Annotated in this window: 17 protein-coding genes and 1 tRNA gene; 6 read left to right on the forward strand and 12 right to left on the reverse strand. The window is 69.1% G+C overall.

From position 1 onward, the window contains the following. Positions 1-246: 246 nt before the first annotated feature. Together AU194_RS11375 and AU194_RS11380 are read right to left on the reverse strand one after the other, a co-directional pair. Positions 247-1,704 (reverse strand): aldehyde dehydrogenase family protein, encoded by a 1,458-nt coding sequence (locus AU194_RS11375; protein ID WP_059089339.1) that lies wholly within the window; start codon positions 1,702-1,704, stop codon positions 247-249. Between the two features lie 11 nt (positions 1,705-1,715). Beyond that, positions 1,716-3,098, reverse strand: a complete 1,383-nt coding sequence (locus tag AU194_RS11380) for an FAD-binding oxidoreductase (RefSeq protein WP_082698596.1) — start codon at positions 3,096-3,098, stop codon at positions 1,716-1,718. Positions 3,099-3,262: 164 nt separating this feature from the next. On the opposite strand from AU194_RS11380, the gene AU194_RS11385 reads away from it, so the two are divergent. From AU194_RS11385 to AU194_RS11400, 4 genes are read left to right on the forward strand one after another with little or no spacing between them, the layout of a single operon-like run. Further along, positions 3,263-3,880, forward strand: a complete 618-nt coding sequence (locus AU194_RS11385) for a TetR/AcrR family transcriptional regulator (protein WP_231743304.1) — start codon at positions 3,263-3,265, stop codon at positions 3,878-3,880. Beyond that, the gene (locus tag AU194_RS11390; RefSeq protein WP_059089342.1) at positions 3,877-5,202 is read left to right on the forward strand and encodes a glycosyltransferase; all 1,326 of its coding nucleotides are present in this window, start codon (positions 3,877-3,879) and stop codon (positions 5,200-5,202) included. Before AU194_RS11385 ends, AU194_RS11390 begins: the two co-directional genes overlap by 4 nt. Positions 5,203-5,205: 3 nt before the next feature. Next, the gene (locus AU194_RS11395; protein WP_059089343.1) at positions 5,206-6,426 is read left to right on the forward strand and encodes a glucosamine kinase; all 1,221 of its coding nucleotides are present in this window, start codon (positions 5,206-5,208) and stop codon (positions 6,424-6,426) included. Continuing rightward, entirely contained in the window at positions 6,423-7,388 is a 966-nt protein-coding gene (locus AU194_RS11400; protein WP_059089344.1) for an SIS domain-containing protein, read from the forward strand. The genes AU194_RS11395 and AU194_RS11400 overlap by 4 nt, the downstream gene beginning before the upstream one ends. 201 nt (positions 7,389-7,589) lie before the next feature. On the opposite strand, the gene AU194_RS11405 is transcribed toward AU194_RS11400, so the two are convergent. Continuing rightward, a tRNA-Pro gene (locus tag AU194_RS11405) sits at positions 7,590-7,663 on the reverse strand. 225 nt (positions 7,664-7,888) lie between these two features. On the opposite strand from AU194_RS11405, the gene AU194_RS11410 reads away from it, so the two are divergent. After that, positions 7,889-8,245, forward strand: coding sequence for a hypothetical protein (locus AU194_RS11410; protein WP_059089345.1), 357 nt, complete (start codon positions 7,889-7,891; stop codon positions 8,243-8,245). A gap of 314 nt (positions 8,246-8,559) precedes the next feature. Continuing rightward, positions 8,560-10,050, forward strand: a complete 1,491-nt coding sequence (locus tag AU194_RS11415; RefSeq protein WP_157576023.1) for a cryptochrome/photolyase family protein — start codon at positions 8,560-8,562, stop codon at positions 10,048-10,050. On the opposite strand, the gene AU194_RS11420 is transcribed toward AU194_RS11415, so the two are convergent. From AU194_RS11420 to AU194_RS11460, 9 genes are all read right to left on the reverse strand, one after another. Beyond that, positions 10,047-10,829: a sulfite exporter TauE/SafE family protein gene (locus AU194_RS11420; RefSeq protein WP_082698597.1), complete on the reverse strand. Its 783-nt coding sequence runs from the start codon at positions 10,827-10,829 to the stop codon at positions 10,047-10,049. The two genes, AU194_RS11415 and AU194_RS11420, sit on opposite strands and share 4 nt — an antisense overlap. Before the next feature lie 9 nt (positions 10,830-10,838). Continuing rightward, positions 10,839-11,741, reverse strand: a complete 903-nt coding sequence (locus tag AU194_RS11425) for a sulfite exporter TauE/SafE family protein (protein WP_059089346.1) — start codon at positions 11,739-11,741, stop codon at positions 10,839-10,841. 211 nt (positions 11,742-11,952) lie between these two features. Beyond that, positions 11,953-13,365: a ribosome biogenesis GTPase Der gene (der, locus tag AU194_RS11430; RefSeq protein WP_059089347.1), complete on the reverse strand. Its 1,413-nt coding sequence runs from the start codon at positions 13,363-13,365 to the stop codon at positions 11,953-11,955. Beyond that, the gene (gene cmk, locus AU194_RS11435) at positions 13,362-14,036 is read right to left on the reverse strand and encodes a (d)CMP kinase (protein ID WP_197417601.1); all 675 of its coding nucleotides are present in this window, start codon (positions 14,034-14,036) and stop codon (positions 13,362-13,364) included. Before cmk ends, der begins: the two co-directional genes overlap by 4 nt. A gap of 8 nt (positions 14,037-14,044) precedes the next feature. Beyond that, on the reverse strand, positions 14,045-14,788 hold the full coding sequence (locus AU194_RS11440; RefSeq protein ID WP_059089349.1) for a pseudouridine synthase: 744 nt from the start codon (positions 14,786-14,788) through the stop codon (positions 14,045-14,047). Then, positions 14,785-15,480, reverse strand: coding sequence for an SMC-Scp complex subunit ScpB (gene scpB, locus AU194_RS11445; protein ID WP_059089350.1), 696 nt, complete (start codon positions 15,478-15,480; stop codon positions 14,785-14,787). Before scpB ends, AU194_RS11440 begins: the two co-directional genes overlap by 4 nt. Continuing rightward, a complete protein-coding gene (locus AU194_RS11450) occupies positions 15,477-16,304 on the reverse strand; it encodes a segregation/condensation protein A (protein ID WP_059089351.1) in 828 nt (275 codons plus the stop codon). The genes scpB and AU194_RS11450 overlap by 4 nt, the downstream gene beginning before the upstream one ends. Beyond that, positions 16,301-17,170: a ParA family protein gene (locus AU194_RS11455; RefSeq protein WP_059089352.1), complete on the reverse strand. Its 870-nt coding sequence runs from the start codon at positions 17,168-17,170 to the stop codon at positions 16,301-16,303. Before AU194_RS11455 ends, AU194_RS11450 begins: the two co-directional genes overlap by 4 nt. A 54-nt stretch (positions 17,171-17,224) precedes the next feature. Next, positions 17,225-19,516, reverse strand: coding sequence for an MMPL family transporter (locus tag AU194_RS11460; protein WP_059089353.1), 2,292 nt, complete (start codon positions 19,514-19,516; stop codon positions 17,225-17,227).

Here is a 19,516-nt window from a genome sequence, read left to right on the forward strand (position 1 = left end):
GTCGTGGATTGTGAAGCGCTGCTTGAGGACTCACGCCTCGAAGCGCCGATCACACGGTAAACCCTCGCGCCTGGTTTTGCAGCGCAACTCCAAAACTTGCCAACAGCAATTATTTTCACGACTTTTGGGCATGCCGAAACCTTCGATCCGGACCTGTCGGTCATCGCCCGGAGGTTGCCTGTGGGGGCGGTCAGAGTGCCGGAGTCACGGCAGTTCTGATTGGATGCCTCTGCGGCACTGGGGGTTTCACGCGGGGCGGAAAGAATCGTGCGCCGCACGCGGAGCGTGTTTGACCATGATGTGGCGAGCGACGGTGTATTCGGCCACGGCGGCTTGGCTCATGTCCTTGCCGAAACCGCTGGCCTTCACCCCACCGTGCGGTGCCTCCGACGCGATCGGCAGGTGGTCGTTGACCCAGGTGACGCCTGCCTCGATCGCGTGTGCGGTGCGCAGCGCACGTCCCACGTCCGCCGTCCACACCGATGACGCCAGCCCGTACCGGCAGTCGTTGGCGAGTCGGATGGCCTCGGCCTCATCGCGGAACGGCAGGGCGACCAGCACCGGGCCGAACACCTCGTGCTGGACGATTTCGGCGGACTGGTCGACGCCGGTGATCAGCGTCGGCGGGTAGTAGGCTCCGTCGCCGCCTGGGAGGACACCTCCGGCATGCACCGTCGCGCCGGCCGCGACGGCACGCTCGACGAATCCGTGCACCCGGTCGCGATGCTCGGTGCTGATCAGCGGTCCGATATCGGTGGCGGTGTCGAGGGGATCGCCGACTCGAATGCCCTTGAACGTGGCGGCGAGTCGGTCGACGAGATCCTCGAACACCGACTCGTGGGCGTACACCCGGGTGGCGGCGGTGCAGTCCTGTCCGGAGTTGTAGGTCGCGCCCATCGCGATGCCGTGTGCGGCGTCGTCGAGATGCGCGTCCTCGAACACCAGACACGGCGCCTTGCCGCCGAGTTCCAGGTGCACCCGCGCGCCGCGAACCGCGGCGGTCGACATCACCTGACGGCCGGCGCGGGTGGACCCGGTGATCGAGATCAGCTGCACGCGTTCGTCGCTCGCCAGCGCCTCCCCGACCGTGTGATCACCGGTCACCACCTCGAGAGCCCCGGGCGGGATACCGGCTTCAACGGCGAGTTCGGCGATACGCAGCGTGCTCGACGGCGTTGTCGGGGCCGGTTTGATGACGATGGTGTTGCCGGCGGCCAGTGCAGGACCGATCTTCCACAGGCCCATGATCAGCGGGAAGTTCCACGGCGCGATTCCGACGACCGGCCCGACCGGGCGCCGGACGATCATCGAGGTGTAACCGGTGCTGAGCACACCGGCGCCGGTTTCCTCCAGCGAACGTCCGGCACCGGCGAAGAACCGCAGGTTGTCGGTTCCGAACGGCAGCTCGCCGTCGCGGAAAACCGCTTTCGGCTTACCGGTTTCGGCGACTTCGAGCGCGGTGAGTTCGGCAGCATGGGTGTCGATGAGGTCGGCCCACCGCAGCAGCGTGCGCGCGCGTTCACCGGCGGTGCGCCCCGACCAAACCGGAAAGGCCTCCGTCGCAGCCGCGACGGCGTCGGCGGCCTCGTCGATCGTCGCCTCCGAGACGGTCGCGGTGGGTCTGCCGTTCGCCGGGTTCACCAGTACCCGCTCGCCACCCGACCCGGGGAGCCGCTGTCCCCGGTGGAATCGCCCTGCGGTCATGTCCTCACTCCTCAACTGTTGAAGCCCACACCGAAGCGGTCGAATGTGCGCAGAAGCCAACCCCGACGGCCGGTTTCGTCCTCACGAGCCAGGGCGGCACGGGTCAACTCGACGGCGGGCCAGCGAAGCGGTTCAGGCGGGAAGGGCACCGCGGTACCGGTGACGGCCTTGAGCCGGGTCCGTTCGGTCTCGCGGCCGGCCAGCAGATCGAGTGCCACCTGGGCGCCGAATCTCGTCGACGCCACTCCAAGGCCGGTGAATCCGACCGCGTAGGCCAACCGGCCGCCCATGGCGGTGCCGAAGATCGGGGTGAACCGGCTGGTCGTGTCGATGACGCCGCCCCATCGATGGGTGAACGGCACCTCCGCCAATTGCGGGAACGTCTCCCGGAAGTGGCGCGCCAACAATCGGTGCGACCGATCCCGCAGTTCCAGATTCGCGCTGACGGCATTGCCGTAGTGGTAGACGGCGTCGTATCCGCCCCAGACGATCCGATCGTCACGGGTCCTGCGGAAGTAATGGAATTGGTTGCCCGCGTCGGTGAGTCCCTGGTTCTGCGCCCAGCCGATCGAGTCCAGCTGTGCGACGGTCAACGGAGCCGTCGCCAACACGTAGTCATAGACGGGCAGGATCCATGCGCGCAGCCGTCGCAGCAGCGGACGGTAGGCGTTGGATGCGAGCAGCACCTGCGTGGCGTGGACGCTGCCACGCTCGCTGCGGACGGTCAACCCGCCGCCATCGCGGGTGATACCAGTCGCCGCGGACTGCTCGAATATTCTGGCGCCCAAGCTTTCTGCGACGCGGCGCAGGCCGAGTGTCAGAGCCATCGGGTCGGTCAGGCCGCCGCGCATCGTGCGGAGCCCACCGAGGAATGCCTGCGAATGGATGTCGGCACGGACCTCGTCGCGGTCGAGGAAGCGGACCTCTTCGCCGTAACGGGCGTGGGTCGGCGCCGCTCTGCGCAGGGCTTCGTACTCGTGCGCGGTCCTGGCCAGCGTGGTCTTTCCCACCAACCGCAGATCGGCGACGATGCCGTGTTCGTCCAGGAACGCGGCGATCTGCTCGACGTTCTGCCGGCCGAGGCGCTGCAACTCGTCGAGTTCATCGGGCCACATCGCCTCGCCGTGGGCCACGCCATGGGTCAGTGATTCGGAGACGAACCCGCCGTTGCGGCCCGACGCGCCCGAACCCACCCAGTCGCGTTCGAGCACGACGACCCGGCGCGACGGGTCCTCGATCAACGATTCGATGGCGGCCCACAGACCGGTGTATCCGGCGCCGACGATGGCCAGATCGGCGGGCACACGGCCGACCAGCGGCTCGGTCTGTGGACCGGTTCGCAGACCGTCCCACCACACCGGGCGTGGTTCCGCATCGCGCAAGTCGTCGATCATCCGGACGATAGTTGCACTGCCATTCAGAGAACACAAGTCCAGAAACCGCATGTCAACCGTGTTACATATGTAAAACCTGAGCTTGTATTCAAAGTTTTGCTTCCTGAATCGCGAGTTTCCTGGCACAGTGACCCACGACGTAATCCGAGGAGATGCCTGTGCCCGTGAGCCGCACGGAACGACGCGCGAAGCTGCTGCACGCCGCGCAGCGCGCCGTGATGAAGCACGGCGCCGACGTGCAACTCAATCAGGTGGCAGCCGAAGCCGGCCTGACCTCCGGCGCAGTCCTCTATCACTTCCCCGACGTGCAGACACTGCTCATCGAGGCCAACCGCGCCGGTATGGAACGGTTCTACGACGACCGACTGCGCGCGATCGAGGGCATCGCCGAACCCGACCGCCGCTTGGTCGTCACCATCGAATCGGGCCTCCCGGTCGACTCCGACGACCCGGCGGTGAAGCTGCTGTGCGAACTCGGCGGCGCGGCCGGGCGTTATCCCACCTACGGTGTCCTCCTGACCGCGCTCTTCGACCGGCAGGTGGCGATGTACCAGGTGATCCTGGAATCCGGTGCCGCACAGGGGGTTTTCACCCTGACCTCACCCTCGTTGGTGATCGCGCGCAATATCGTGGCACTCGAGGACGCCTACGGATACCGCATGGTGGCCCGTCATCCCAGCCTCGACACCGACGCATCGATCGAACAGATCCTCGACTACGCACGGGTGGCAACCGGCCACCCCCTCCCCCGCCGTGAGCCGGGTGAAAGGACACCACGATGACCGGATCCATCAGCAACCCCCTCACCATCATGTTCTGGCCGGAGTCCGCCTACGGACCGACCAACCAGTGCATCGGCGTCGCGGCGAAGCTGCACGAGCGGGGCCACCGGATCGTGTTCGCCGCCGAGTCCTCCTGGGCCGGCAAGATCAGCAAGTTCGGTTTCATCGAGGAACTCGTCGACCTGGCCGAACCGGTTGAGGGCGCCGACGACGGCGATGCGGGTCAATTCTGGACGGACTTCATCGCCGAGACCGCCCCCGAGTTCGCCAAACCGACCATCGAGCAGCTCGACACGTTCATCAAACCCACCTTTCAGGCCCTCATCGACGGCGCCAAGTACTGCGAAACGCGGTTGCGCGAGATCGTCGCCGAGCACCAACCCGATGTCATCGTCGAGGACAACGTGGTCCTGTTCCCCGCGCTGACCACCGCGGGCAAGCCGTTCGTGCGCTTCATGTCCTGCAGCCCACTCGAAGTGCCGGGACCCGATGTGCCACCGCAGTTCTCGGGGCTGCCCAGCGATGACAGGTCCGACTGGGACACCTACCGCGCCGAGTTCGACCGGGTGCTGCGCCCCATGTGGGCGGATTTCGACGCCTGGGTCCGCGAGCAGGGCGGGGCACCGCTACCCGAGCTCGAGTTCATGCCTCGCGACAACGCCGCGACCCTCTACCTCTACCCCGCCGAGGTTGACTACACCGACAAGCGCCCGCTCGACGAAACATGGACCCGGGTGGACTCCAGCATCCGGGAAACCGACGAGGACTACGTCGTGCCCGCCTCCGTCGCTGACCGGCCAGAGGACAGCGCCCTGGTGTACCTGTCGTTGGGTTCCCTTGGCGGAGCTGATGTCTCGCTGATGCAACGGCTGATCGACGTGCTGGCGACCACCCGGCACCGCTTCATCGTGAGCATGGGACCGCAGGCGGACAAGCTCACCCTCGCCGAGAACATGGTCGGCGAACAGATGCTGCCCCAGACCAGGATCATGCCGCTGGTCGACGCAGTGATCTCCCACGGCGGCAACAACACGACCACCGAATCGCTTCATTTCGGGAAGCCGCTGATCGTGCTCCCGCTGTTTTGGGACCAGTACGAGAACGCCCAGCGCATCGACGAACTGGACCTCGGTGTGCGGCTGGATACCTACCACTTCACCGACGACCAACTGACCGGTGCACTCGAGCGTATTCTCGCCGATGGCGCTCTCCGCGAGCGCGTTTCGCGGATCGGCGAACAGGTCAGAAAGCGCGACGGGGTGCGTCTGGCAGCCGATGTCATCGAACGCGTCGGGTACGAACACCGCCCCACGCCCGCCTGAGCCGTGCCCTCGACCTCAACCGACCTGGACCCGCTCGACCTGCTGCCCCTCGGCGATCGGCACGCGCTGGCCGTCGTCGACCGGGACGGCAGGCTCTCGGCCGTGCCTGCCGTCGCCGACGGCGACCGCTGGCGACGCGCCGGGGCGGGTGACGGGACGGCCGAGGCGCTGCTGCAGTTGCTCGTCGCCACGCCGGGTTCATCAGCGCAGGGCCGGTTCGAGGTGGTGTCCTGGACCGGCGGACCCGCGCCGGAAGGCGAACGCCCGGTCACCGTGGATCAGACCAACGAGTCGGTCGTCGTCGGCGATCTCGCGGTGGTGAAGTGGGCCACCCACCTCGAACCCGGCCCGCATCCGGCACCCGGCCGACTGGCCGCCCTGACTGCGGCGGGGTTCACCGCCATGCCGACACCGTGGGGGGTGGTGACGTGGACACCACGCGCCGGTGCCAGAACCCTGGTGGCGACGGTCACCGGCTACCTGCCCGGCGCCGTCGATGGTTGGACCTGGGCGGTGGATCTCGTCAAGGACGCCGCCCGGTCGGGAGATCACACCGCTGTCATAGATGTCTGCACCACGCTGGGGATGGTGGTGGCCGACATGCACGCATCGTTGGGCGCCACCGTGACCACCTCGACCCGCGCCGACGCCCAGCGCTGGCGCGACGGCGCGTTCTCAACGCTGGCGGCGGCACGCGAACTGGCGGGGCCGGCCAACGCCCAGCTGCTGGCCGACCACGCCGACACCATCACGGCCGAATTGGACCGGCTGTCGCAGCTGGTGGACGTCCCGATCATCGAGGCACACGGTGATCTGCACGTCGGTCAGGTGCTGCGCGCCGGCGACCGGTTGGTCGTCACCGACTTCGACGGCAACCCGGTGCTCCCGCCGGCGGAACGGATGTTGCCCGCGCCGGCGGCGGTCGATGTGGCGGGCATCCTGCAATCGTTGTCGCACGTCGCGATCGTCGCGGCCGAACGCAGCGAGCTCACGCCGGAGCAGCTCGCCCCGGTCGATGCCGATGCCCGGGCTGCCCCGTTGAACGCCTACCTGCACAGGCTGTCCGAGACCGGGCACGCCGATCTGCACATTGCACACGCGCTGACCGCTTTCCGGCTACAGCAGGTGCTCCGCGAGATCGTCTACGCCGGTCGCCATCTGCCCCGTTGGATGTATGTTCCCGACGCGGCACTACCCGCCCTCCTCCGAGAAACGAGCCGATGAACCCCGACGGATTCGCCACCGACCTCGCCCGCAAGCCGGACGTGCTCTCGCAGCTCGCCGACGCACTGGCACAACACAATCCGTGGTCACGGGCGCTCCCCGCCGAGGTGTCCCGTGTCGTATTCGTCGGCATGGGCTCGTCGGCCTACGCCGCGGGGGTTGCCGCCGCTCGCCTGCGCGCCCGCGGTGTCTGCGCCGTCTCCGAGATCGCGTCGTCGGAACTGCTGCCGGTCTGGGGTCCGGGCACGCTGGTGGTGGCGACGTCGGCGACGGGCGGTTCGGTGGAGACGCTGGACGCACTGGACCGGATCGATCCCGCCGCGACCACCGTGGCGCTGACCAACACGGCCGGATCGGCGATCACCGAGCGTTGCAATGCGACAGTCGAGCTGCTGGCCGAGCCCGAGGTCGGCGGGGTGGCCTGCCGCAGCTACCAGCACACCCTGGCGATGCTCATCGCGCTCGAATGCCAGTTGATCGGGACCCCCACCGACGCCCTGGTCGCCGCGATCGGAGCGGCCGCGCGGGCCAGTGATCACCTGCTGTCCACCGAAAAAGATTGGCGCCCCGAGGTATCCGAGCACCTGCTAGGTCAGGCCGAGACACACCTGTGCGCACCGGCGCACCGCCTGTCCTCCGCGCAGCAGGGTGCGTTGATGTTCCGCGAGGGGCCCCGCCGGTCGGCCATCGGTTGCGAGAGCGGCGACTGGAGCCACGTCGACGTCTACCGCACCAAGAACTCCGATCTGCGGATGCTGGTGTTCGCGCGATCGAAATGGGAAGCCCAGATGGCCGAATGGACGGGGCCCCGCGGCACCCGCGTGATCGGCGTCGGCGGAGCGGTTCCCGGGGCCACCGGCACGGTGCGCTATCCCGGCGACGATGTCGATGACGTCCGGCTGCTCACCGAGACGCTCGTACCCGAGCTGGTGGCGGCCCGGGAGTGGCAAGCCGGGACGTAACGGCATGTGCCTACGCGGGCAGGAACTCGCCCTGTCACCGATGTCCTGATGCAGAACCGTCGTCGGCCGAACCGGATGACGACAGCGAGGCCAGCGGCCTGTCCGCATTCCGGACCACCAACCCAACGCCCGCCCCCGAAGGCCCCGAACAGAAGGAGCCGCGGACCTGAAGTAGGTCCGCGGCTCCTCCGTCGTCCTGCGTCGGGCTGACAGGATTTGAACCTGCGACCACTTGACCCCCAGTCAAGTGCGCTACCAAGCTGCGCCACAGCCCGTTGCCGTGGGATTGCTCCTGCGGCGGAACGTGAGCCTACCGCACCAGTGGCCCGTGCTCCCAACCGCCCGCCCACGGTCGCGAGACGAACCCGAAAACCGTGTGGTGGTCCCACATTTTGTTGATCCCGCCAGCGCCTCGCAGGCGCCTGGTGCGAAAACCGAAAACGCGCTGTCAGCGCGCCGATAATCAACGAACGGGGGGCCAGTGAAGGAAGGAAAGGATCATGGCCGAGGCCGCACTTTGCACAGTGTTCGGGGGCCCTGTACCCGGCCGGGAGAAGCAAGCCGTCAACGTCTACAACGACACGATGCAGTACTTCGCCCGCCTCCAGGAGGAAGGCAAGATCGAGCGGACCGACGTCGCCATTCTCGGTGCGACCGGTGGAGATCTGAACGGCTTCATCCTGACCCGCGGCACCGCTGCACAGATCGACGCCCTACGCCGCACCAAGGAGTTCCGACAGCTCGTCAACCGCGTCCAACTGGTGGCCACCCACCTCCGCGTGACCGACGCCTTCGTCGACGAAGGCCTCGCCGAGGTCATGGGCCAGTACCTGGAGGTCGTCGAACACGCCGACTGACCGGCGGACTACTGCGCCTGTTCCTCCAACTCGGGGTGCAATCCATACAGGCAATCCAGACAGCAGAAGCGGTCGCTGCCGGCCACGTACGGCCAGCGCTTCCCGTCCGGAGGAACACGGCGGCAGTTCGCACACCGGCTCATCGGACCCAACAACACCACACTCATAACCGCTCCATGCACTCTCTCGCGTGTCAGAGCCATACCCTGACACGCCGAGAACATGCGCGCCGGGTGAACCGTGGGTGTGACGCAACGCTGACGAGGGATGCGATCCGCCCCGTCGCGGCGCAGCGGGGTCGTAGCCTCGAAACGGTGAGCGGTCCGCGTGACGACACCCCGCTGTGGCTCTTCGCCGACCAACTGGGCCCCGCTCTGCACGGCGGTGCGCACGCCCACCGCGACGTACTGCTGATCGAGGCCGGCTCCGCGCTGCGCAAGCGCCGCTACCACCGGCAGAAGCTGCACATCGTGTTGTCCGCGCTGCGCCACGCCGACGCGGACCTCGGCGACCGCGCAACCCTCATCCGTTCGGACACCTACACCGAGGCGCTCGAACAGTTCGGCCGTCCCGTCCTCGTGCACGAGCCGACGTCGTTCGCCGCCGAGCGGTTCGTGCACCGCCTCAAACAACGGGGCCTGGTCGCCGACGTCCTGCCCACCCCTGCCTTCGCGTTGCCGCGCAAGGACTTCGAGGCCTGGGCCGGTGACCGCACCCGCTTCCGCATGGAGGACTTCTACCGCGACCAGCGCCGCCGTTTCGACGTCCTGATGAACGGACCCGACCCGATCGGCAACCGCTGGAACTACGACGAGGAGAACCGCGGGTCACCGCCGAAGAGGCAGCGCACCCTCGGGGTGCCCGCGCCGTACAAGCCGCGTGAGGACGACATCGACGAGCGGGTCCGCCACGACCTCGACCGCATGGACCTCGACACCGTCGGCGCCGACGGGCCGCGGCTGTTCGCCGTCACCCCCGCGGAGGCCAGACGCGCCCTGACCCGCTTCATCGAGCACCGGCTGCCCACCTTCGGCCTGTACGAGGACGCGATGATGGGCGCGGACTGGGCGATGTCCCATTCGCTGCTGTCGGTGCCGCTCAACCTCGGCGTCCTGCACCCCCTGGATGCGGTGGATGCCGCCGAACGGGCCTACCGCGACGGTCAGGCCCCGCTGGCCGCCGCCGAGGGCTTCATCCGTCAGATCCTGGGCTGGCGCGAATACATGTGGCACCTCTACTGGCACTTCGGCGAGCGGTACGTCGACAACAACGAACTCGGCGCCCACACCCGGCTACCCGACTGGTGGCGCGACCTCGACGCCGACGCGGTCACCGCCGAATGCCTGCGGCACGCGTTGATGGGCCTGCGTGACCGCGGCTGGACCCACCACATCCAGCGGCTGATGATCCTCGGCAGCCACGCGCTGCAGCGCGGCTACCACCCGCGCGAGCTCACCGAGTGGTACGCCACCGCCTACGTCGACGGCTTCCGCTGGGTGATGCCCACCAACGTCGTCGGGATGAGCCAGCACGCCGACGGCGGCAGGCTCGCGACCAAGCCGTACACCTCCGGCGGCGCGTACATCAACAAGATGAGCAACCACTGCGGGGACTGCGCCTACGACCCGAGGAAACGCCTCGGCGCCGACGCCTGCCCGTTCACCGCCGGGTACTGGGCCTTCGTGCACCGCCACCGCAACCTGCTCGAACACAACATGCGCACTCGGCGAGCGGTGCAGGGGCTCGACCGGCTGGGCGACCTCGAGGATGTGCTCGCCCAGGAGAAGGCGCGCCGACACTTCTAGACGGTCATCAACCGCCACAGCCCGATCAGCCCGACGACGACGATCACGCCGCGCAGCGCGTTCTGCGACAGCCGGCGGCCGTAGTGCGCGCCGAGGAAGCCGCCCACCAGCGAGCCACCCGCGATCAGCCCCGCGGCCGCCCAGCTGATCCGGTCGAATGCCACCAGCGTGTAGGCGGCCGCGGCGACGATGTTCACGATCAGCGACAGCAGGTTCTTGGCGGCGTTCATCCGCTGCATGTCCTCGGGCAGCAGCGCGCCCATCGCCGCGATCAGCAGGATGCCCTGCGCGGCGGTGAAGTAGCCGCCGTACACGCCGACGGCAAAGGTCGCCGCGACCAGCGCCGTCATCCGGGCCGCACTGATGTGGTCGGCCGACCGGCCGCTCTGCTCGGCGCGCTGTCGCGCCCACGCCTGGATCCGTGGGCCGATCACCACCAGCACCAGCGCCACGATCAGCAGCACCGGCACCACCTGGGTGAAGACCGTCTCCGGCAGGTGCAGCAGCAGCCACGCACCCGCCAAAGCACCGACGAAGGAGGCCGGGATCTGCCAGCGCAGCCGGTGCCACTGACCGCGCAGCTCGCGACGGTAACCCCAGGTGCTCGACACGCCCCCGGCGACCAGCCCGACCGCGTTGGACATCGTCGCGGTGACCGGCGGATAGCCGAGCGTCACCAGCGTCGGGAACGTGATCAGCGTGCCGGAGCCGACGATCGCGTTGATCGCCCCGGCGCCCACCCCCGCCAGCGCGATGAGGACCATGTCGATGACGGGCACCCGCAAACCCTAGTGCGCGACTTCGGCCTCGAGCTCCTCGGGGACGTAGGCCGGCGCGCGCATGATCCGCCACGCCAGCACGAGGAACACCGCCCACGCGACGACGACCACGGCGTAGATCACCGACGACCACGGCGCCGCCACCCCGAAGTAGTGCACGAGCTTCTGGGAGTTGGTGAGCACGATGACCCCGCCCACGCCCGTGCCGAGCAGCGCCGGGCTGATCCGGCTGACCAGATACGCGGCGATCGGCGCGGCGATCACCCCGCCGACAGCAAGCGCCAGCACCACGCCGATGTTGTGGAAGAACTCGTCGCGCAGACCGACGAGGAACCCCAGCGACGCCGACAGCGCGACGAGGAACTCCGACGCGCTGACCGAACCGATGACCGTGCGTGGCGCGGTCTTCCCGCTCGACAGCAGTGTGCTGGTCGTGATCGGACCCCACCCGCCGCCACCGGAGGCGTCGATGAACCCGCCGAACAGCCCGAGCGGAGTGAGGAACTTCGCGCCGTGTTTGGTGCCGTCACCGCCGATGACCGGCGGGGTGCGCAGCGAGAACCGCAGCAGCACGTACACCCCGATGCACAGCAGGATCGCCGCCATCAGCGGTGCGGCGTCCTCGGTGGACAGCGCCGAAAGGACGGTGGCGCCGAGGAACGCGCCGACGGCGCCGGGCACGCCCAGCTTCGCGACGATCGACCAGTCGATGTTCTTGAACCGCCAGTGCGAGATGCCCGACGCGAGCGTGGTGCCGACCTCGGCGAGGTGCACCGCGGCGCTGGCCTGTGCGGCGGCCACACCCGAGAGCACGAGCAACGTCGAGGCGGTCACCCCGAAGGCCATGCCGAGGGCACCGTCGACGAGCTGGGCTCCGACCCCGACGAGGGCGATGATCAGTAGCGAACGCATGGGTCCGGCTTTCGACGTTGCGGCGCCTTGAACAAGGCGGCCTGAACTAGCGGTGGGCGCGTATCAGGGACGCCGACAACACCACTCGTCGAAAGCCATCAACCGGCGCGACGGCCAGAACGGCTGCAGGGCGCAGGCATGCGAGGGTGCGGCACGGAAGGCGTTTTCGGCCACCGTGGTCCCCCTCTCGTCTGCGAACCAGTTCACTCTACTAGCGCGATCTGTTGCCACGCTTCTCGCGTACCCGAACGTTGATCCGGATCGGGCTGCCCTCGAATCCGAACGTCTCCCGCAGCCGCCGTTCGAGGAACCTGCGGTACCCCGCCTCGAGGAAGCCGCTGGTGAACAACACGAAGGTCGGCGGGCGCGCGGTGGCCTGGGTGGCGAACAGGATGCGCGGCTGTTTACCGCCGCGCACCGGCGGCGGCGTCGCCGCGACGATCTCCTTGAAGAACGTGTTCAGCCGTCCGGTCGGGATGCGGGTGTCCCAGGACGCCAGCGAGGTCTCCAGCGCGGGCACCAGCTTCTGCACGGCGCGGCCGGTCATCGCCGAGATGTTGACCCGCGGTGCCCACTGCACCTGCGCCAGCTCACGGTCGATCTCCCGGTCCAGCAGATAGCGTCGGTCCTCGTCGACGAGGTCCCACTTGTTGAACGCCAGCACCAGCGCGCGGCCGGCCTCGATGACCATGGACAGCACCCGCTGATCCTGCTCGGTCAGCGGCTGGGAGGCGTCGATGAGCACCAGCACCACCTCGGCGGCGTCGATCGCGCCGTGGGTGCGCACGGAGGCGTAGAACTCGTGACCGCTGGCCTGTCCGACCTTGCGGCGCAGTCCGGCGGTGTCGACGAACCGCCACGTCTTGCCGCCCAGTTCGATGAGCGAGTCGACGGGGTCGACGGTCGTGCCTGCGACGTCGTGCACCACCGAGCGTTCGTCGCCGGCAAGACGGTTGAGCAGCGAACTCTTGCCGACGTTCGGCTTGCCGACCAGCGCCACCCGGCGCGGACCGCCGCCACCGCCGCCGACCTCCGACACCTCGGGCAGCTTCTCCAGGACCCGGTCCAGCAGATCGGCGACCCCGCGGCCGTGGATTGCGCTGACCGTGTGCGGCTCGCCGATGCCGAGGGACCACAGCGCCGCCGCGTCGGCCTCACCGCGTTCGGTGTCGACCTTGTTGGCGGCCAGGAACACCGGTTTCCCCGATTTACGCAGCATGCGGGCGGCGGCCTCGTCGGCCGACGTGGCGCCGACGACCGCGTCGACCACCAGGATGATCGCGTCGGCGGTGCGCATCGCGACGGTGGCCTGATCGGCCACCAGCTGCTGCAGCCCCTGAGCGTCGGGTTCCCAGCCGCCGGTGTCCTGCACGACGAACCGGCGGCCCGACCACGTCGCGTCGTAGGACACCCGATCGCGGGTGACGCCCGGGATGTCCTGCACCACCGCTTCGCGCCGGCCCAGGATCCGGTTGACCAGCGTCGACTTGCCGACGTTGGGACGCCCGACGACGGCCACCACCGGCGGCGGGGCGGCGGCCTCCTCGATCGCCTCGGCGACCTCTTCGGCGCCCAGTTCCCAGTCGCGTTCGTCGACCCAGGTGCCGTCCTCCGGTGACGTCATCGCCGCGCTCCCGCCCTCTGGTGCACCAGATCCTGCAGGTGCGCAACCACTTCCGCCTCGTTCATCTCGCTGGTGTCCACGACCAGGGCGTCGTCGGCCGCGCGCAGCGGCGACACCGCCCGCGTCGAGTCGAGGTGGTCGCGGCGGCGCACGTCGGCCAGCACCGCGGCGTAGTCGTCGCCGAGGCCGTTGCGCACGTTCTGCGCGTTGCGTCTGCGGGCGCGTTCCTCCGCCGAGGCGGTCAGGAAGATCTTCACATCGGCGTCGGGCAGCACCACGGTGCCGATGTCACGACCCTCGACGACGACGCTGCCCGATCCGTCGGACAGTTGCCGCTGCAACTCGACGAGCCGGGCGCGCACCGCGGGGACCGCCGAGACCGCCGACACCGCGCGAGTGACGGCGTCGCCACGGATCTCGGCCGAAACGTCTTCTCCGGCAAGCAGAGAGCGGTCCTCGTCGGGGTCGTAGCCGACGGCCAACTCGACGCGGTCGACCGCGGCGACCACCGCGTCACCGTCGGCCGGATCGATGCCCGCGCGCAGCACCGCCAGCGTCACCATCCGGTACATCGCACCGGTGTCGAGATACCGCGCACCCAGCGCGCGCGCCAAACCCCTTGACACCGAGGACTTCCCGGTTCCGGCGGGTCCGTCGACGGCGATCACCATCCCGTCAGTCACATGCCCACCGCCTTGTACAGTTCACCGATCTCCTTGCGCGTCAACACCCGAATGCTGCCGGGGCGCTGATCGCCGAGCGAGACCGACCCGATATCGGTGCGCACCAACTCCTGCACCGGATATCCCACCGCCGCCAACAGTCGACGAACGATACGCTTGCGCCCCTCGTGCAGGGTCACCCGGACCATCGACCGGCCGGGCAGCGCATCCACGACCGCGAAGTCGTCGACCCGCGCCGGGCCGTCGTCCAACTCCACACCCGCGCGCAGTTTCTTGCCCAGTCCGCGCGGCACGGTGCCCAGTACGGTCGCCACATAGGTCTTGGGCACCTCGTAGGACGGATGCATCAACCGGTGCGCGAGTTCCCCGTCGTTGGTCAGCAGCATCAGACCCTCGGTGTCGGCGTCGAGGCGCCCGACGTGGAACAGGCCTTTGTTGCCGCGGACGCGGTGTTCGACGAGGTCGCCGATGCACGGCCGGCCCCGGTCGTCGGACATCGTGGAGTGCATCCCGCGCGGTTTGTTGATCGCCAGGTGCATGAGGGTGTCGTCGAGCAGCACCCGTGTCCCGTCGACGCGGATGTCGGCGGCGTCGGGGTCGACGCGGGTACCGAGTTCGGTGACGATGTGGCCGTCCACCTCGACGCGGCCGTCGAGGATCATGCGCTCCGCCACGCGGCGGGAGGCGATTCCGGCCTGCGACAACACTTTCTGCAGTCGGACACCTTCGGGTTCGGTCATCGGTCATCCTTGTCCACGTCGTAGGACATCGGCTGTCCGGCGGGTGCGGGCGCTGCGCCCAGTTTCATGAATCGCGGTTCGTCGGCCAGTGTTTCGCTGAGGTCGTCGATGACGTCGACGTCCGGCAGCAGCGGCGCGATGTCGGGCAGGTCGGCCAGCGAGGTCAACCCCAGCCGTTCCAGGAAGAGTTCCGTGGTGGCGAACGTCACCGCACCCGAGTCCGGACCGGTGCCCGCCTCGGTGATCAGCCCGCGCGCCAGCAGGGTGCGCATGACGGCGTCGACGTTGACACCGCGGACCGCGCTGACCCGGGCGCGCGTCACCGGCTGGCGGTAGGCGACGACGGCCAGCGTCTCCAGCGCCGCGCGGGTGAGTTTCGAGCGGGCGCCGTCGAGCAGCAGCTTCTCGACGTACGGCGCGTAGCGGGCCCTGGTGTACATGCGCCACCCGCCGCCGGCCTCGCGCAGTTCGATTCCGCTGTCGCGGGCGGCGAGTTCGGCGGCCATCTCGGTCAGCGTGGTGACGATCCGGTAGCCGGGCTGGTCGGTCACCGCGGCCAGCTGATCGACGGTCGCGGGGGTATCCACCACCAGCAGCAGCGCTTCGAGGACGTTGCGCAGTTCGGTGTCGTCGAGCTCGGGGGCGGTCGCGACGTCGACGCCGAAGTCGGCATCGGAGATCTCGTCGGTCATTGCTCTCGTTGTTCTCCCGCGTCGACGGTTGCCAGTTGTTCGTTGGTCGGGCGATCCCCGGTCCACGAAACCTGGAGCACACCAAGCGGTTCTTCCTGGTCGAATGCTACCGCCCGCGCCCGGTAGAGCTCGAGCAGCGCCAGGAACCGGCCGACGATCTCGATGCCGCCCTGGCAGTCGGCGACCAGATCGGTGAAGGTGGCCCACTCCCCCACGCCGCGCTGTTCGAGCAGCGCCAGCAACCGTCGGGCCTGCTCGGGCACCGACACCGCGGGTGCGTGCAGATGGTCGGTCCGCACGCTGGGCACCGGCCGTGGCGTGAACGCCGACGCGGCGATCTCGGCGAAGCGCGCAGCGTCGACGCCGAGCATGACCTCGGGCAGCAGCTCGCTGTAGCGCGGTTCCAGCGACACCGCGCGCGGGTAGCTGCGCAGTGCGGCCGCCTCGAGTTCGGCGAACATCACCGCGACGTGTTTGAACGCCCGGTACTGCAGCAGGCGGGCGAACAGCAGATCGCGGACCTCGAGCAGGGCGAGGTCCTCTTCGTCGTGCACCTCACCGGCGGGCAGCAGCCGCGCGGCCTTGAGGTCGAGCAGCGTCGCGGCGATCACCAGGAACGCTGTCGTCTCGTCGAGTTCGAGTCGGCGGCCGATCTCCTTGGTGTAGGCGATGAAGTCGTCGGTGACCTGGTGCAGCGCCACCTCGGTGACGTCGAGCCGGTGGGCGAAGATCAGCTGCAGCAGCAGATCGAACGGGCCCTCGAAATTGTCGAGCCGAACCTTGAACCCGCGCTTGTCTGGCTGCTCGTCGTCCTCGCCGCTCACGCGCCGAACCGGTCGATGACTTCCCGGGCCAGTGCCCGGTAGGCCTCCGCGCCCGCGGACTTCGGCGCCCACGTGGTGATCGGTTCGCCCGCGACGCTGGTCTCGGGGAACCGCACGGTGCGGGTGATGACGGTGTCGAAGACGAGGTCGCCGAACCGCTCGACCACCCGCGCCATGACCTCCCTGGCGTTGACCGTGCGCGGGTCGTAGCGGGTGACCAGGATGCCGCTGATGTCGAGTTTCGGGTTGAGCCGGTCGCGGACCTTGTCGACGGTGTCGGTCAGCAGCGCGAGGCCGCGCAGCGAGAAGTACTCGCATTCGGTGGGGATGATCACCCCGTCGCTGCAGGCCAGCCCGTTGACGGTGAGCAGGCCCAGTGACGGCTGGCAGTCGATCAGCACGTAGTCGTAGCGGTCGAGCACCGGGTACAGCGCGCGGCCCAGCGTCTGCTCGCGGCCGACCTCGTTGACCAGCTGGATCTCCGCGGCGGACAGGTCGATGTTGCTGGGCACCAGGTCCAGTCCGGCGACCCGGGTCTTGATCAGCACCTCGTCGATCGACACCCGGGGTTCGACCAGCAGGTTGTGCACGGTGTTGTCGAGTTCGTAGTGCGGCACGCCGAGCCCGGCGGACAACGCCCCCTGCGGGTCGAGGTCGACGAGCAGGACGCGGCGCCCGTATTCGGCGAGGCTGGCGCCCAGGTTGATCGTCGAGGTGGTCTTACCGACCCCGCCCTTCTGGTTGCACATCGCGATGACCTTGGCGGGTCCGTGCGTGCTGCGCGGGGTGGGCTCGGGGATCGAGCGGTACGGCCGCCCGGTCAGGCCCGTCGGCGGTGCGTCGGTACCCGCGGCGTCATTGGTCATGCCGGACCGCCGCAGGCCGGTGACTCCACACGCAGGGCGAACATCCGGTTGAGTTTAACGTCGCGGGACCGTCGATACGGGCAGACCCGCAGACGACTTGTCGCCCGGACTGTCGGCGTGCCGCCCGGCGGCCGTGGCGTCGCTGATGCCGACGCGGCGGTGCAGCCGGGCCAGCGGCGCAGGCGCCCACCAGTTCGCCCGTCCCATCACGTGCATGAAGGCCGGGACCAGGACCAACCGGACCAGCGTCGCGTCCATCAGCACCGCGACGGTCAACCCCAGCCCGAGCATCCGCATGAACGACACCTCCGCGGCGATCAGCGCCGCGAACGAGATCGACATGATGACCGCGGCCGCGGTGATCACCCGCCCGGTGTGCGCCAGCCCGAGCGCGACGGCCTCGTCGTTGTCGGCGCGGGTGCGATCTGACGCCAGCCAGTACTCGCGGATGCGGGCCATCAGGAAGACCTCGTAGTCCATGGAGAGGCCGAATGCGATGCAGAACAGCAGAACGGGGACCGTGACGCCGATGGTGCCGGTGCTGGTGGTGCCGAGTGCGTCGAGGTGGCCCTGCTGGAAGACCCACACCAGCGCGCCGAACGCCGCGGTCAGCGACAGCACGTTGAGCGCGACCGCCTTCAGCGGCAGGACCACGCTGCCGGTCAGCAGGAACAGCAGGACCAGCGAGGTGAGCCCGATGATGCCGAGCACCAAGGGCATTCGCGACAGCACCGCGCTGACGATGTCGCGGTTGCTCTGCGCGGTCCCGGTCAGCAGGACCTCGCGCCCGTCGGGTGCGGCGATCGCGTGCAGTGCGTCGAGCTGCGCCTCCGAGGCCGCCGAGTCCAGAGGGGCCGAACTCGCGACGGTCAGGTAGGCGCTGTCGCCGGCGGTGCCGGTCGGCCCCGACGGCGGACCCGTCTGCCGTCCGGCCGTGAATGTGCCCGCGGGCGAGGACACCCACGGCACGTCCGGGACCCGCGAGAGCTCGGCGGCGAAGTCGCCGAGCGCGTCCGGCGCGAGACCGGTGGTGTCGGGCAGCACGACGGTGACCGTGGTCGCGGAGTCCGCGGCGAACCGGGTCCGCAACTGGTCGCCGACCTGGTGGGCGTCGGAGGTGGTCGGTAGCACCCGGTCGTCCGGGAAACCCCAGCGGGCGTCGAGGAACGGGGCGCCGAGCGTCACCAGGAAGGCCACCACGACGACGCTGAGCAGCAGGCCGCGCCGCATCACGGCGTGCGCGGTGCGGTACCAGAAGGTCCGCTCCACGCATCGCGGCGCGGGGGCCGGGCGGCGCAGTGCACGCCGCAGCAGACGCCGCACGTCGAGTCTGTCGAGGCGGTCGCCCGCGAGCGTGATGACCGCCGGGGTGACGACGAGCGCCGCGCACAGCGCGAACGCCACCACCGCGACACCGGCGTAGGCGAAGGACCGCAGGAAGTACATCGGGAACAGTGCCATCGGCAGCATCGAGAGCCCGACGATGACGGCCGAGAACACCACGGTGCGACCCGCGGCCGCCATGGTGCGCAGCAGCGCCTGCTCGGGGTCGACGCCGTCGGCGAGCTCGTCGCGGTAGCGGCTGAGGATGAGCAGTGTGTAGTCGATCGCCAGCGCCAGACCCATCGCCACGGCGAGGTTGAGCGCGAACACCGACACGTCGGTGACCATCGCGATCCCGCGCAGCACCGCCAGCGACCCGACGATCGCCAGCGCCCCGACGGCCATCGGCAGCATGGCCGCAAACAGCCCGCCGAACACCCACACCAGCACCAGGAAGCTCAGCGGGATGGCCAGCGACTCCATCGCCAGCAGATCCTTCTCCGTCTGGGCGTTGATCTGGGCGTTCACCGCCGCGCCGCCGCCGGCTCGCACCGTGACCCCACCGCGGTCACCGGTGAGCGCCGCCGACAACTCCTGGGCGTGGGCGGCGGCGGCGCTCTCGTCGCCGTTGAGGCCCGCGACGACCAGCGCGGTGGTCCCGTCGGTACTGACCAGGTCGCCGACCGCCCCGGGCGGTGCGCCCCAGGGCGCTTCCACGTAGCCGACCGCCGGGGACTGCTCGAGGGCGGCGACGACCTCTGCACCGACCGCGGCCCCGGCGCCGGTCAACGCCCCGTCGCGGGCCGTCACGGTGAGCAGGAGCTGCATCTCCGGCCTGCCGAACGTGTCGGCCAGGATGGCCGATGCGCGCGCCGACCCCGATTCGGGGTCCCTGAACCCGCCGCCGGACAGGTGATCGACCACGGGCACCCCGAACACCGCGCACGCGATCAGCACCGCGACCGCGGCGGCGATCACCCGTCTGGGTCTGGCCATCGCCATCCGGGTCAGCGTCTGCAACAT

Origin of the sequence: Mycobacterium sp. GA-2829 (assembly GCF_001499965.1) — a bacterium.
GTDB lineage: Bacteria > Actinomycetota > Actinomycetes > Mycobacteriales > Mycobacteriaceae > Mycobacterium.

Excerpts from the sequence above, each read along its gene's own strand:
- scpB (WP_059089350.1), bottom strand. The coding sequence starts at position 15,480 with ATGACCGACGAGATCTCCGATGCCGACTTCGGCGTCGACGTCGCGACC.
- AU194_RS11380 (WP_082698596.1), bottom strand. The coding sequence starts at position 3,098 with ATGATCGACGACTTGCGCGATGCGGAACCACGCCCGGTGTGGTGGGAC.
- AU194_RS11390 (WP_059089342.1), top strand. The coding sequence starts at position 3,877 with ATGACCGGATCCATCAGCAACCCCCTCACCATCATGTTCTGGCCGGAG.
- AU194_RS11425 (WP_059089346.1), bottom strand. The coding sequence starts at position 11,741 with ATGCGTTCGCTACTGATCATCGCCCTCGTCGGGGTCGGAGCCCAGCTC.
- AU194_RS11455 (WP_059089352.1), bottom strand. The coding sequence starts at position 17,170 with ATGACCAATGACGCCGCGGGTACCGACGCACCGCCGACGGGCCTGACC.
- AU194_RS11375 (WP_059089339.1), bottom strand. The coding sequence starts at position 1,704 with ATGACCGCAGGGCGATTCCACCGGGGACAGCGGCTCCCCGGGTCGGGT.
- AU194_RS11400 (WP_059089344.1), top strand. The coding sequence starts at position 6,423 with ATGAACCCCGACGGATTCGCCACCGACCTCGCCCGCAAGCCGGACGTG.
- der (WP_059089347.1), bottom strand. The coding sequence starts at position 13,365 with ATGACGTCACCGGAGGACGGCACCTGGGTCGACGAACGCGACTGGGAA.
- AU194_RS11410 (WP_059089345.1), top strand. The coding sequence starts at position 7,889 with ATGGCCGAGGCCGCACTTTGCACAGTGTTCGGGGGCCCTGTACCCGGC.
- AU194_RS11440 (WP_059089349.1), bottom strand. The coding sequence starts at position 14,788 with ATGACCGAACCCGAAGGTGTCCGACTGCAGAAAGTGTTGTCGCAGGCC.
- AU194_RS11460 (WP_059089353.1), bottom strand. The coding sequence starts at position 19,516 with ATGTTGCAGACGCTGACCCGGATGGCGATGGCCAGACCCAGACGGGTG.
- cmk (WP_197417601.1), bottom strand. The coding sequence starts at position 14,036 with ATGGTGATCGCCGTCGACGGACCCGCCGGAACCGGGAAGTCCTCGGTG.